Source organism: Propylenella binzhouense (genome assembly GCF_009866965.1).
GTDB classification, from domain to species: domain Bacteria; phylum Pseudomonadota; class Alphaproteobacteria; order Rhizobiales; family Afifellaceae; genus Propylenella; species Propylenella binzhouense.
This window is the reverse complement of the sequence record NZ_SPKJ01000047.1, coordinates 1-13,287: the sequence shown is the minus strand read 5'-3', so window position 1 is coordinate 13,287 and position 13,287 is coordinate 1. Positions and strand designations below refer to the sequence as shown.

Here is a 13,287-nt window from a genome sequence, read left to right as displayed (position 1 = left end):
TGAAGTTGGGCTCGGGCCGGGTTCAGGCGGCCTTCGCCTCGACCGGCTTGTTCGCCGTCGCGTCGATCTGCCGGGCGGTCTGGCCGCCGATCGAGATCTTGCGGGGCTTCATCGTCTCCGGGATTTCGCGGACGAGCTCGATATGGAGCAGCCCGTTCTCGAGGCTGGCGCCGCGGACCTCGACATGGTCGGCGAGCTGGAAGCGACGCTCGAAGGCGCGCGCGGCGATGCCGCGATAGAGCACCTCCCGGCCGTTCTCCTCGGCCGATTCCTTCTTGTCGCCCTTCACCGTGAGCACGTTCTCCTTCGACTCGATGTCGAGGTCGCCCTCACCGAAGCCGGCGACCGCCATGGTGATGCGGTAGGCGTTCTCGCCGGTGCGCTCGATGTTGTACGGCGGATAGGTCGGCGCGGTCGCGTCGACATTGCCGAGCGTGTCGAGCATGCGGAAGAGACGATCGAAGCCGACCGTCTGGCGATAGAGCGGATTGGGATCGAACTGACGCATAATTCTGTCCTCCATTGAGCGACTGACTGCGCTGGCCGGCAGAGCCCCCCGGAAGCGGCGGGGCGGGCCGGGCCGCGGGTCCTTGCGGCACCCGCGAGAAGGAGATGGGAGCCTCCGAGCGCCGGTTCAAGGGGGCCGCACAGGCGGCTCGTGCCAATTTGTCGCACCCCGACGCAGGCGCGCCGGCGGCTCAGACCGCGACCGAGTGGCGCGCCGCCCCGGCCATGAAATAAGGATCGAGCGCGGCGCAGATCGTGCGCACGAAGGGCCGTCCGCGCGGCGTCACCGCGATCGCATCGCCTTCTTCCGCCAGGAAACCGTCCTCATCGCGCTGCGCGAGATAGGCGGCCTCCTCGAGGACCTCTTCCGCCTCGTCGCCGAAGCGGGCGGCGAGGTCGTTCCGGGACAGCCGGAACTCGCACATGAGCCGCTCGATGGCATAGGCGCGGATGCGGTCCTCGGCGGAGAGCTCGAAGCCGCGCACCACCGCCAGTTCGCCTGCCTCGACCCGCGCGCGGTAGCGGCCGGTCGCCACCTCGTTCTGGACGTAGCCCTGCGGAAGCTGTCCGATTGCGGAGGCGCCGAGGCCGATCAGGGCGTCGTAGGCGTCCGCCGTGTAGCCCTGGAAGTTGCGGTGGAGCCGGCCCTCCCGGGCGGCGACGGCGAGGCTGTCGCCCGGCAGGGCGAAATGGTCCATCCCGATCCGCTCGTAGCCGGAGGCGACGAGAATCGAGGCCGCCCGGTTCGCCTGCGCGAAGCGCTCGACCACGTCCGGCAGCTCCTCGGCATGGATCATGGTCTGGTGCTTCTTCATCCACGGCACATGCGCGTAGCCGAAGAGCGCGATCCGGTCCGGGCGCAGCGCGACGACCTTCCTCACCGTGTGCTCCACCGCATCGCGCGTCTGGCGCGGCAGCCCGTAGAGCACGTCGATATTGAGGGACCGGACGCCGCGGGCGCGGAAGGCCTCGACCACCGCTTCCGTCTCCTCGTAGGTCTGGACCCGGTTGATGGCCTTCTGGACCTCCGGGTCGAAATCCTGCACGCCGAAGCTCGCGCGCGTCACTCCGGCATCGGCGAGCGCCTCGATGCGCGCCTCGTCGAGCATGCGCGGGTCGACCTCGATCGAGAACTCGGCGTCGCCGGCGAACCGGAACGCTTCCCGCAGTGCGCCTGCAAGCCTCGCGATGTCCCCGGCGGAGAGGATCGTCGGCGAACCGCCGCCCCAGTGGACCTGCCGCACTTCCGGACCCTCCGGCAGCAGCCCGCCGACGGTCCGGATCTCTGCGGCGAGCGCGCCGGCATAGGCCGCCACCGGGGCGTACTGGCGCGTCTCCTTGGTGTGGCAGCCGCAGAACCAGCAGAGCGTGTCGCAGAACGGGATGTGGCAGTAGAGCGAAAGGCGCGCGTCGCGCGGGAGCCGCCCGAGCCAGGACCGGTAGGTCGCCGCATCCACCCGCTCGGTGAAATGCGGCGCCGTCGGATAGCTCGTGTAGCGCGGCACGGGTGCCGCATGGCGGCGGATGACGTCCTTCTCCATGCCGCATCCCTGCCATGCTGCGTCGCAATATCGCCTTGATCTCGATCAACCCGCGCCCGAGCTTGTCCGGCAGGCGGTGCCGCCGGGGCGATGAAGGGCGTTGCAATGGAAGGCGTGAGGGAAACGGCGCCGAAGACGGACAGGTGCGGCGGCTGCGCGATCCGGGGCGTCGCGATCTGCACGTCGCTCACGGAAGGCGACCGGCACGCGCTGCGGGCAATGGGGCAGCCGCGGCACTACGGGGCCGGCGACACGATCTTCGGCGAGGACGAGCGGTTCGGATTCCTCGCCAACGTCGTCTCCGGCGTCGTGAAGCTGTCGAAGACGCTGCCGGACGGGCGCCAGCAGATCATCGGCGTCGAGTTCGCGGGCGATTTCCTCGGCCGCATCTATCGCGACCGCACGAGCTTCCGCGCCGAAGCCGTCACGCCGGTCCATCTCTGCTGCTATCCGCGCGCCCGCTTCGAGGCGCTCGTCGCCGCCACGCGCGGACTGGAGGAGCGGCTCTTCCGCGACGCCCTCGACGAGCTCGATTCCGCCCGCGAATGGATGGTGCTGCTCGGCCGGCAGTCGGCGCGGGAGAAGGTCGCGCGCTTCCTCCAGATGATCGCCCGGCGGAATGCCGGCGGCTGCGGCCCGGCGCTCGGCGCGCGCTTCGAGCTGCCGCTCAGCCGCGCCGACATGGCGGACTTCCTAGGTCTCACCGTCGAGACCGTCAGCCGCCAGATGACGCGGCTGAAGACGGAGGGGCTGATCCGGATCAGCAACAACCGGATCATCGAGGTCGAGGATGTCGGCGATCTGGAGGCGGCCGCCGGCGGCTGGGCGGCCTGACGGCGGTCAGCCGGCATCCTTCCTGAGCGCGATCACGGCGGCCGGCCTGCGCTGGGCGAGGATGGCGGCGGCGATGCGCGATCCCGCCGCCGCGTCGAGCCGTTCGCGGGCCAGCGGGAACAGCACCCGCTCCTCCCACGAAATGTGGCGCCGCTGGGCCTCGAAGAAGCCCCTGAGCATGTAGCCCACCGCATCCGGGCTGATCCGCTCGCCGCGCGCCAGGTCGTCCAGGCAGTCGGCGATCTCGCGCGCGGCCTCGAGGTCGACCTCGTGTTCGGCCCGGGCCTGCTCGACCGCGCTCGCAAGCGCCGAGCCGCGGCCGAGACCGCCGAGGAGCGCAGGGAAGAGGACGGCATCCTCGGCGGCGAAATGCGCGGGATAGTGCGTGCGCAGGAAGAAGGCGGCCGCTTCCGCGGTGGCGAGGTCGACGGCGCCCGGAAGCGCGTCGGCGATCGCCTCGAGCAGGTCGCAGAGCCGCTCCTGCAGCATGTGCTCGAAGGTCAGCAGCGCGAAGATGTCCTCCCTCTGCGCCGCCTCGCTCGGCGCACGCCGCATGCACTCCGTGAGCTCACGGAGCCTGCGTTGCTGTGGCGACATGGAGGTCACTCCGGTCGGGAGCGCGACGCTCCCCCTCGTCCCGCACCATGCCAAAGCGCGTCCGCGGACGGCTTGATCTGGATCAAGGCCGTTTGCCGCCCGAACGAGCAGAACGCTTGCTGGAGGGCGCCGGTCCGCAACCGCACGGATTGCGCGCCCCTCGCAGAAAAAGGGGTTGAACAATGGCGATGGCTCAGGTCGGGGGGCTCGGCTTCGTAGCGCTCCTCGCATTGCTCGCGTCGGCGAACGCGGCCGACGCACCATTCGCGTTCCACATGGCTCTGATCGCCGTCATCGCGCTCGGCTGGGCGGTCTGGATCCTGCGCAACATGGACGTCTCGGGCCGCACCATCCCGCTCCGCGAGGCGGAGACCGGGTACATGGACGGCGTGGTGCGCGCGGGCGTCATCGCCACCGTGTTCTGGGGCGTGGTCGGCTTCCTGGTCGGCGTCGTGATCGCGCTCCAGCTCGGCTATCCCGAGCTCAACGTCGACGGCCTCAGCTTCACGAATTTCAGCCGGCTCCGGCCGCTCCACACCTCGGCCGTCATCTTCGCCTTCGGCGGAAACGCGCTGATCGCGACGAGCTTCTACGTCGTCCAGCGCACCAGCGGCGCGCGCCTCGCCCTCGGCAAGGCGGGCTGGTTCGTGTTCTGGGGCTACCAGCTCTTCATCGTGCTGGCGGCCACCGGCTACCTGATGGGCCAAACGCAGTCGCGCGAATATGCCGAGCCCGAATGGTACGTCGACCTCTGGCTGACGATCGTCTGGGTGGTCTACCTCGCCGTCTTCCTCGGCACGATTCTCAAGCGCAAGGAACCGCACATCTACGTCGCCAACTGGTTCTATCTCGCCTTCATCGTGACCATTGCGATGCTGCATGTGGTGAACAACCTGGCGATCCCGGTGTCGTTCCTCGGCTCGAAGAGCTATTCCGCCTTTTCCGGCGCGCAGGACGCGCTCATCCAGTGGTGGTACGGCCACAACGCGGTCGGCTTCTTCCTGACTGCCGGCTTCCTCGGGATGATGTACTACTTCATCCCGAAGCAGGCCGAGCGGCCGGTCTATTCCTACCGGCTCTCGATCGTCCACTTCTGGTCGCTGATCTTCCTCTACATCTGGGCCGGGCCGCACCACCTGCACTACACGGCGCTGCCGGACTGGGCGCAGACGCTCGGCATGGTGTTCTCGATCATGCTGTGGATGCCCTCCTGGGGCGGCATGATCAACGGCCTGATGACGCTCTCGGGCGCCTGGGACAAGCTCCGCACCGACCCGATCATCCGCATGATGGTCATTGCGGTCGCCTTCTACGGCATGTCCACCTTCGAGGGCCCGATGATGTCGGTGAAGGCGGTCAACTCCCTCAGCCACTATACCGATTGGACCATTGGACACGTCCATTCCGGCGCGCTCGGCTGGGTCGGAATGATCAGCTTCGGGGCGGTCTACTACCTGACGCCGCGGCTCTGGAACCGCGAGCGGCTCTACAGCCTGCGCCTCGTGAACTGGCACTTCTGGCTCGCGACGATCGGGATCGTCCTCTACGCGTCGGCCATGTGGGTCGCCGGCATCATGCAGGGCCTGATGTGGCGCGAATACGACGAGCTCGGCTTCCTGGTCTACTCGTTCATCGAGACCGTCGCGGCCATGCACCCCTACTTCGTCATCCGCGCGCTCGGCGGGATCCTCTACCTCACCGGCGCGCTCCTGATGGCCTTCAACGTCTGGAAGACCATCCGCGGCGACCTCCGGCAGGAAGTCCCGATGGGTGCGGTCCAGCCGGCCGAGTGACAGCGAGACACGACAATGTGGAAGCACGACAAGATCGAGAAGAACGCCACCATCCTGCTCGTCCTGAGCTTCCTGGTGGTCACCGTCGGCGGCATCGTCGAGATCGTCCCGCTGTTCTACCTGCAGAACACGGTCGAGAAGGTGGACGGCATGCGGCCCTACACCCCGCTCGAGCTGGCGGGCCGCGACATCTATGTCCGCGAGGGCTGCTATGTCTGCCACAGCCAGATGATCCGGACCATGCGGGACGAGGTGGACCGCTACGGCCATTACAGCCTGGCGGCGGAATCGATGTACGATCACCCGTTCCAGTGGGGGTCGAAGCGGACCGGGCCGGACCTCGCCCGCGTCGGCGGCCGGTACTCCGACGAGTGGCAGCGCCAGCACCTCATCCAGCCGACCTCCGTCGTCCCGGAATCGATCATGCCGACCTATCCGCACATCGCGGAGAGCGAGCTGCGGTTCGAAGACATCGCCGCCCACCTGAAGACGAACAGCGAGGTCGGCGTCCCCTATAGCGACGAGATGATCACCCACGCCAAGTCCGATCTCGTCGCGCAGGCGACGGGGGAGGGCGACGTGGCGGGCCTGGAGAGCCGGTACCCGAAGGCGCAGGCACGCGATTACGACGGCGATCCGAGCCGGATCACCGAGATGGATGCGCTCGTCGCCTACCTGCAGATGCTCGGCACGCTGGTGGACTTCACCCGCTACGAGCCGCGCACCGAAGCCAATCTGAGGTGATGCGATGAGCTTCTACGACGCGCTTCGCCGTTTCGCCGACAGCTGGGGTCTCATCTTCCTCTTCCTCGTGTTCCTCGCCGCCATCCTCTGGGTCCTGCGCCCGGGCGGCCGCGAGCACTACCGCAAGCAGGGCGAGATCCCCTTCAAACACGACAAGTACGAGGATTGAGCCATGGCTGACATCAAGCAGCCCCACACCGGCGGTCCGCAGGGCGTGGAGCGGGACGAGCCCACCGGCCAGATCACGACCGGGCACGAATGGGACGGCATCAAGGAACTCGACACGCCGATGCCGCGCTGGTGGCTGTGGACCTTCTACGGCACCATCGTCTGGGCGCTGGGCTACGTGATCCTCTACCCGGCCTGGCCGCTCGTGCATGACGCGACCCGCGGCGTTCTGGGCTGGTCGAGCCGCGGGCAGGTGCAGGAGGCGCTGGTCGAGGCGGCACAGGCCCAGGGCGGCTTCCGCGACAGGATCGCGAGCCTCTCTTTGGAGGACATCCGGCAGGATCCCGAGCTTCTCCGCTTCGCGCAGGCCGGCGGCCGCTCCGCCTTCCAGGTGAACTGCTCGCAGTGCCACGGCTCGGGCGCCGCCGGCTCGGTCGGCTATCCGAACCTCAACGACGACGAATGGCTGTGGGGCGGCACGCTGGAGGAGATCCATGCGACGATCGTGAACGGCGCCCGCTTCGTCGGGAACGACGACACCCACGTCTCCGAAATGCCCGCCTTCGGCGACGGCGTCCTCGACCGCGCCCAGATCGAGCAGGTCGCCAATTACGTGCTGTCGCTGTCCGGCTCGCCGCACGACGCGGCCAAGGCCGAGGCCGGTGCCCCGCTCTTCGCGGACAATTGCGCCGCCTGCCACGGCGATGCGGGGCAGGGCGATGCCTCGGTCGGCGCGCCGGCCCTCAACGACCAGATCTGGCTCTATTCGGGCAAGCTCGACGCCATCGTCGCGCAGATCCAGCGGCCCCGCCACGGCGTGATGCCGGCCTGGGGGCACCGGCTCGATCCGACCACGATCAAGGAACTGGCGCTCTACGTCCACGGCCTCGGGGGCGGGAAATAAGAAGGGCCTGGGCCGGAGCGCCGCGGCGGGGGTGCCTGGGACGGGCGCCCCCGCTTGCCGATTCGGGCCGGGGTCGCGGCCCCGCGGACGGCTCAGCCGATCATGGCCGTCACGATCCTGACCCTGGCGCCGGTCGCGACGGGCGTTTCAAGGGTCGCCCGCCTGCCGTCGACGAAGACGTCGATGTTCCGGCGGATCCGCGGCGAGGAATCGCAGAGCCTGTCGCGCATCCCCGGCCAGCGCGCGTCGAGGGCGGCGAGGATCTCCGCCACGCTCGCCGCGCGCAGCTGCACGCGGGCCGGAGATCCCGGGAAGAGCCGGACCAAGGCGGGCGGCAGTTCCACCGACACGCCCGCATCCTCCGCGCCCGCCGCTTCCGGATCCATCGTCGCGGCCGGGTTCAGGCGGCGGAAAGCGTCTCGACGGAGAGGATCGTCGGCAGGTGCTCCGCGATGCGGGTCCAGCTTTCCCCCTCGTCGCGGCTCGCGAAGAGCGACCCGGTATTGGTGCCGAAATAGATGCCGGCCGGGTCGCGGTCGTCCGTCGCCATCGCCTGCCGGAGCACGCCGAAGAAGGCGTTTCCTTCGGGCAGCCCCTGCCGGAGCGGTTCCCAGCTCTCGCCGCCGTCGCGCGTCCGCCAGACCGCCACCTTGCCGTCGGGCGGATAGCGGCCGGCGGTGTCGCCGTTGAGCGGCAGGAGATAGAGCGTCGCGGGATCGCGGGGGTGGACAGTGGCCGGGAAGCCGAAGCTCGAGGGAAGGCCCGCCTCGATGCTCTGCCAGGAGCGGCCGCCGTCGCGGCTGCGATACATGCCGCAATGGTTCTGCTGGTAGAGGAGGTCGGAGACGTCCGGCGCTGCCACCACGCAGTGCACGCACTGGCCGAACTCCGGATAGCGCTGGTTCTCCGGCATGTAGTCGTTCCGGGTGCCGCGGTTGCGCGGCTCCCAGGTCGTGCCGCCGTCGGCGGAATGGAACACCCCGGCCGCGGAGATGCCGACCCAGATGCGGTTCCCGTCCCGCGGATCGTGCGCGATCGAATGCAGGATCAGGCCCGCCCCGCCCGGGTTCCACTCGGGCCGGGTCGGGTGGTCGCGGAGCCCGCCGACATGGCTCCAGGTCTCGCCGCGATCCTCGCTGCGGAACAGGCCCGCCGGCTGCACGCCGGCATAGACGCTGCCGTTCCGGGGCGAGAGGCTCCACACCGACTTCACGGGTTCCTCGCCCGCCTCGTAGGCGAGCCCCTGGCTCGAATGCGTCCAGCTCGCGCCGAGGTCGTCCGACTTCCAGACCGCCGGGCCGAACCATGAATTGCCGCCGCCGGCATAGATGGTGCCGGTCTCCGGATCGGCCTTGACGTGGTTAATCGGCCAGGCCTCGCAGAACGGGCCCCGGACCGCCCAGGCCTCACGTCCCGCATCGCCCGCGACGATGAACGCGCCGCGGGTCGTGCCGAGCAGCACATAGGTCTTCCGAGCCATGGCTTCCTCCCTGCCTTGCTCGCTCGGCCGGGATCAGGCGTCCGCCTGCCCCGGATCGGACATCACCATCCAGCCGATGCCGAACCGGTCGGCGAGCATACCGAAGCGGGGCGAAAAGAAGGTCGGCCCGATCGGCAGCCGGATGTTGCCGCCTTCGGCGAGCGCCGCGAACATCCGCTCCGCCTCTTCCGTGCTGCCCACGGACAGAGCGAGCGAGATGCCCTCGAAATTCGGGTTTCCGGAATTCATCCCGTCGGAGCACATCACCATCGTGTCGCCGACCTTGAGGCTCGCATGCATGATCTTCTTGCCGGATCCGGGCGGCATCGTGCCGGGCGGCGGCGGCTCCGGCGATTCGTCCATCCGCATGATGGCCGTGACCTCCGCGCCGAGCGTCCGGCGGTAGAAGTCGAGCGCCTCCTCGCACCGGCCCTCGAAGAAGACATAAGGCTGCACACGCATCGCGCTCTCCCTGTCGGCGGCCGGGCGTCCGCGCTTCAACCCGGACGCGACGGCCATCTTGACTTGAAGCGTTGATATCAACACATCTGGGCGATGTCAAAGCAACCCGAGGTCGGCTTCGCTACGACCCTTCTCGTGCGGGATACCTGCCTCTGCCTCCACGCCCAGCGCGCGGCGCGGGCTTTGGCGCGCCGCTTCGACGAGGCGCTGCGGCCGGTCGGGCTGACGAGCGGCCAGTTCTCGCTCCTGATGTCGCTCAATCGCCCACATCCCCCGAGCATGGGCGAGGTCGCGGCCGTGCTCGCGCTCGACCGCACCACGCTCACCGCGAACCTGAAGCCGCTCGAGCGCCGCGGGCTGGTCGCGGCCTCGCCCGATCCGAGGGACCGCCGCACGCGGCGCCTCGCCCTCACCGAAGCGGGGCGGGCGGCGCTCGCCGACGCCCTTCCGATCTGGCAGGAGACGCATGCCGCGCTGGAGCGCCGGCTGGCGGGATCGGACCCGGACCGCCTGCGGGCCGATCTCCTCGCTCTGTCCTAGGCGGGCGCCCCCGAAGACGGCTGCGACATTCCCCGCGGCGGCCGAACCCCGTCCACTTGACCTGGATCAACGCCGCGTCGCCCGGGCGCGCCTATCCCAGCCGTTGGCGTGCCGCATTGCGCGCCCGCGCAGCGTTTTACGCGAGCACTTCGATGGCGAAGATGACAGAGCAGACCTATGCCGCCGGCGGCGGCGTCGAGACGATCCAGGCCGATGCGGTCAACAGCCGGACCAGGCGGCCGCTCTATGCTGCCCGCGTCAAGATCTTCCCGAAGGCGGTCGACGGGTTCTACCGCCGGCTCAAATGGGCGATCCTCGCCGTCGCGCTCGCCGTCTACTGGATCACGCCCTGGCTCCGCTGGGACCGCGGCCCCGCCGCGCCGGACCAGGCCGTCCTCGTGGACCTCGCCAACCGGCGCTTCTACTTCTTCTTCATCGAGATCTGGCCGCAGGAATTCTACTACGTCGCCGGCCTCCTGATCATGGCCGGCCTCGGCCTCTTCCTCGTCACCTCGGTGCTCGGGCGGGCGTGGTGCGGCTATGCCTGCCCGCAGACGGTCTGGACCGATCTCTACATGGCGGTCGAGCGGCTCGTCGAAGGGGACCGCAACGCGCGCATGCGTCTCGACAAGGCGCCGTGGGGCCTCGAGAAGATCCGCAAGCGGGTGACGGTGCACACGCTCTGGATCCTCATCGCGGTCGCGACCGGCGGCGCCTGGGTGTTCTACTTCGCCGACGCGCCGACGCTCCTGCGCGAGCTCGTCACGCTCCAGGCCGCGCCGGTCGCCTACACCACGATCGCGATCCTGACCGCGACGACCTACGTCTTCGCCGGCTTCATGCGCGAGCAGGTCTGCACCTACATGTGCCCGTGGCCGCGCATCCAGGGCGCCATGCTCGACGAGGATTCGCTCATCGTCACCTACAATGCGTGGCGGGGCGAGCCGCGCTCGCGCGGCCAGAAGAAGGCGCTCGCGCAGGGCCTCGACGTCGGCGACTGCGTCGATTGCAACGCCTGCGTCGCGGTGTGCCCGATGGGGATCGACATTCGCGACGGCCAGCAGCTCGAATGCATCACCTGCGCGCTCTGCATCGACGCCTGCAACGACATCATGGCGAAGGTCGGCAAGCCGCGCGATCTCATCAGCTATACGACGCTGCGCGACTACGAGACCCATTCCGCCGAGGCGCGCCGCGCCGGGCGCGCCGTCGCGACGCAGAACCAGCGGCGCGTCGGCGTCTCCCACGTGGTGCGGCCGCGCACGATCCTCTACTTCTCGCTCTGGTCGCTGATCGGTCTCGCCATGCTTTTCGGCATCGCCACCCGCGACCGGCTCGACCTCAACGTGCTGCCCGACCGCAACCCCCTCTACGTGACGCTTGCGGACGGCTCGATCCGCAACGGCTACACCGTCAAGATCCTGAACATGGTCCCGGAGACGCGGAGCTTCGTTCTCGGCACGGACGGGTTGCGGAACGCGCAGCTCCGCCTCGCCGAGGGCGACGGCCAGGGCGGCAGCGAGCTCCGCATCGACGTGGAGCCGGACCGCTTGCGCGAGGTCAAGGTCTTCGTGACGCTGCCGCGCGACGAGGTGAGGCGCGAGCGTAGCGATTTCCGCTTCGTCGTCCGCGACGTCGAGAGCGGCGAGACCTCGCACGAGGGAACCCATTTCCACGGACCCGAACAATGACCCGTCTTGTCCGCTTCTTCCGCCTCAGCGAAGAGAACCCGTTCACCGGCTGGCACATGCTCGCCGTCACGCTGCTCTTCTTCGGCACGATCATCACGGTGAACGTCTTCATGGCGATGGCCGCGACGAGCACGTTCCCGGGGCTCTCCGTCGCGAACAGCTACGTGTCGAGCCAGAATTACAACGAGCTCCTGGCGGCGGCGCGGAGCCAGGAGCAGGCCGGCTGGAACCCCGTCTTCGCGGTCAGGCAGGGCGTGCTCGGGTTCGAGCTCCACGATGCCGCCGGCACCCCGTCGCTCGGGCTTTCGGTCGCCGCCCATGTCGGGCGTCCGGGCACGGAGGCGCAGGACCGCGAGATCGCCTTCGCCGCCGCCGGCGCCGGCTATCTCGCCGAGGCGCCGCTGCCGCCCGGCCGCTGGGAGGTCGATCTCGAGGCGCGGCGGGGCGACCGGCTCGTGTTCCGCGAGACGCGCGAGATCTTCGTTTCGCAGGATGGCGCGGGCCGATGACCACCTCCTCGCGCGACCTCGTCTCCGGCGCCGGCTGCTGCCCGACGCCGCCCGTCGCGGTCGGCGGCCGCGCCACGGTCGACGCCTCCTTCGTGCGACCGAATGCCGACGGCAGCGCGCATCTCGATTTCCTCGTCCCGGAGATGCACTGCGCGGCCTGCCTGACCAGGCTCGAGCGGGGCCTCGGCGCTCTGCCCGGCGTGGCGAAGGCGCGCGCCAACCTCACCAGCCGCCGCGTCGGGGTCGATTTCGATCCCGCCGCCGCGGATCCCGATGCGATGCTGGCGGCGATCGAGGCGGCGGGCTACACCGCGCGCCCGTTCGACGTCGCGGCCTTCGACGCCTCCGGCGAGGACGAGGTCGGGCGCGAGCTCCTCCGCTCGCTCGCCGTCGCCGGCTTCGCCGCCGGCAACGTTATGCTCCTCTCCGTCTCGGTCTGGTCGGGCGCCGATGCCGCCACCCGCGACCTCTTCCACTGGATCTCGGCGCTCATCGCGCTTCCCGCCATCGCCTATGCCGGAAGGCCGTTCTTCCGCTCCGCGCTGAAGGCGGTGGCGGGCGGCACGCTCAACATGGACGTGCCGATCGCGCTCGGCGTGACGCTCGCCGCGGCGATGAGCCTCTACGAGACGGCGACGGGCGGCGCGCACGCCTGGTTCGATGCCGCGATCACGCTGCTCTTCTTCCTGCTCGTCGGGCGCTATCTCGACCACCGGATGCGCGACGTCGCGCGCTCGGCCGCCGCCAAGCTGATGTCGCTCTCCGCCAAGAGCGCCCGCCGGCTCGATCCGGACGGCGCGGTGAGCCACGTGCCCGTCTCGGAGATCGAGCCCGGGAACCGGGTCGAGATCGCCGCCGGCGAACGGGTGCCGCTCGACGGCGTGATCGTGAGCGGCGCGAGCGACATCGACCGCTCGATGCTGACCGGGGAGCCGGAGCCGGAGCGGGTCGCCGTGAGCGACGGCGTCTATGCCGGCACGATGAACCTCACCGGTCCGCTCGTCGTCGCTGTCACGAAGAAGGCCGGCGACACGCTCCTCGCCGATATCGTCCGCCTGATGGAAGCCGCCGAGCGGACCCAGGGCCGGTTCGTCCGCATCGCCGATCGCGCCTCGCGCCTCTATGCGCCCGCCGTCCATCTTCTCGCGCTCGTCACGGCCGTTGCCTGGATCCTCGCCGGCGCCGGCTGGCACGCCGCGCTCGCGGCGGGCGTGGCGGTCCTCATCATCACCTGCCCCTGCGCGCTCGGCCTCGCCGTGCCGGCGGTGCAGGTCGTGGCGGGCGGGCATCTGCTCCGCCGCGGCATCATGCTGAAGGACGGCAACGCGCTCGAGAAGCTCGCCGCGGTGGATACGATCGTGTTCGACAAGACCGGCACGCTCACCGAGGGGGAGCCGCGCCTCGTCGAAGGTCCCGCGGGCTCAGAGCGGGAATGGGCGGTCGCCGCCGCGCTCGGCCGGGCGAGCCGGCATCCGCTCGCCCGCGCGCTCGCCGGTGCCGCCGAGGCGCGCGGCGTG

The 13,287-nt window shown here is 69.6% G+C and carries 15 protein-coding genes; 9 read left to right on the top strand and 6 right to left on the bottom strand.

Features of this window, described 5'->3' with window-relative positions:
• Window positions 1-22: 22 nt before the first annotated feature.
• Together E4O86_RS13620 and hemN are read right to left on the bottom strand one after the other, a co-directional pair.
• Entirely contained in the window at window positions 23-508 is a 486-nt protein-coding gene (locus E4O86_RS13620) for an Hsp20 family protein (protein ID WP_205520876.1), read from the bottom strand.
• A gap of 190 nt (window positions 509-698) precedes the next feature.
• Window positions 699-2,048, bottom strand: a complete 1,350-nt coding sequence (hemN, locus tag E4O86_RS13615; protein ID WP_161141094.1) for an oxygen-independent coproporphyrinogen III oxidase — start codon at window positions 2,046-2,048, stop codon at window positions 699-701.
• Between the two features lie 90 nt (window positions 2,049-2,138).
• Between hemN and E4O86_RS13610 the strand changes: the two genes are divergently transcribed.
• Window positions 2,139-2,882 (top strand): Crp/Fnr family transcriptional regulator, encoded by a 744-nt coding sequence (locus tag E4O86_RS13610; RefSeq protein WP_246206388.1) that lies wholly within the window; start codon window positions 2,139-2,141, stop codon window positions 2,880-2,882.
• Between the two features lie 6 nt (window positions 2,883-2,888).
• On the opposite strand, the gene E4O86_RS13605 is transcribed toward E4O86_RS13610, so the two are convergent.
• Entirely contained in the window at window positions 2,889-3,437 is a 549-nt protein-coding gene (locus tag E4O86_RS13605) for a hemerythrin domain-containing protein (protein WP_161141093.1), read from the bottom strand.
• Between the two features lie 224 nt (window positions 3,438-3,661).
• Here E4O86_RS13605 and ccoN point away from each other — a divergent pair, with 224 nt between their 5' ends.
• The 4 genes from ccoN to ccoP are packed head-to-tail and all read left to right on the top strand — an operon-like array spanning window position 3,662 to window position 7,088.
• Complete coding sequence (gene ccoN, locus E4O86_RS13600; protein ID WP_246206387.1) at window positions 3,662-5,272, top strand: cytochrome-c oxidase, cbb3-type subunit I; 1,611 nt, start codon at window positions 3,662-3,664, stop codon at window positions 5,270-5,272.
• A 15-nt stretch (window positions 5,273-5,287) separates the two neighbouring features.
• Complete coding sequence (gene ccoO / locus E4O86_RS13595) at window positions 5,288-6,016, top strand: cytochrome-c oxidase, cbb3-type subunit II (protein WP_161141092.1); 729 nt, start codon at window positions 5,288-5,290, stop codon at window positions 6,014-6,016.
• A 4-nt stretch (window positions 6,017-6,020) separates the two neighbouring features.
• Window positions 6,021-6,185 (top strand): cbb3-type cytochrome c oxidase subunit 3, encoded by a 165-nt coding sequence (locus E4O86_RS13590; protein WP_161141091.1) that lies wholly within the window; start codon window positions 6,021-6,023, stop codon window positions 6,183-6,185.
• Window positions 6,186-6,188: 3 nt separating this feature from the next.
• On the top strand, window positions 6,189-7,088 hold the full coding sequence (gene ccoP / locus E4O86_RS13585; protein ID WP_161141090.1) for a cytochrome-c oxidase, cbb3-type subunit III: 900 nt from the start codon (window positions 6,189-6,191) through the stop codon (window positions 7,086-7,088).
• A gap of 92 nt (window positions 7,089-7,180) precedes the next feature.
• On the opposite strand, the gene E4O86_RS13580 is transcribed toward ccoP, so the two are convergent.
• Genes E4O86_RS13580 through E4O86_RS13570 form a run of 3 tightly spaced genes read right to left on the bottom strand, consistent with a single transcriptional unit; the run spans window position 7,181 to window position 9,030 of the window.
• Window positions 7,181-7,474: a ubiquitin family protein gene (locus E4O86_RS13580; RefSeq protein WP_161141089.1), complete on the bottom strand. Its 294-nt coding sequence runs from the start codon at window positions 7,472-7,474 to the stop codon at window positions 7,181-7,183.
• A gap of 14 nt (window positions 7,475-7,488) precedes the next feature.
• Window positions 7,489-8,568, bottom strand: a complete 1,080-nt coding sequence (locus E4O86_RS13575; RefSeq protein ID WP_161141088.1) for a WD40/YVTN/BNR-like repeat-containing protein — start codon at window positions 8,566-8,568, stop codon at window positions 7,489-7,491.
• A gap of 33 nt (window positions 8,569-8,601) precedes the next feature.
• Complete coding sequence (locus tag E4O86_RS13570) at window positions 8,602-9,030, bottom strand: VOC family protein (RefSeq protein ID WP_161141087.1); 429 nt, start codon at window positions 9,028-9,030, stop codon at window positions 8,602-8,604.
• A gap of 93 nt (window positions 9,031-9,123) precedes the next feature.
• On the opposite strand from E4O86_RS13570, the gene E4O86_RS13565 reads away from it, so the two are divergent.
• The 4 genes from E4O86_RS13565 to E4O86_RS13550 form a co-directional block, all read left to right on the top strand.
• On the top strand, window positions 9,124-9,570 hold the full coding sequence (locus E4O86_RS13565) for a MarR family winged helix-turn-helix transcriptional regulator (protein ID WP_161141086.1): 447 nt from the start codon (window positions 9,124-9,126) through the stop codon (window positions 9,568-9,570).
• 161 nt (window positions 9,571-9,731) lie between these two features.
• On the top strand, window positions 9,732-11,261 hold the full coding sequence (ccoG, locus tag E4O86_RS13560; RefSeq protein ID WP_161141110.1) for a cytochrome c oxidase accessory protein CcoG: 1,530 nt from the start codon (window positions 9,732-9,734) through the stop codon (window positions 11,259-11,261).
• On the top strand, window positions 11,258-11,770 hold the full coding sequence (locus tag E4O86_RS13555) for a FixH family protein (protein ID WP_161141085.1): 513 nt from the start codon (window positions 11,258-11,260) through the stop codon (window positions 11,768-11,770). Before ccoG ends, E4O86_RS13555 begins: the two co-directional genes overlap by 4 nt.
• The coding region (locus E4O86_RS13550; protein WP_161141084.1) for a heavy metal translocating P-type ATPase at window positions 11,767-13,287 on the top strand (1,521 nt) is incomplete at its 3' end. The genes E4O86_RS13555 and E4O86_RS13550, both read left to right, overlap by 4 nt.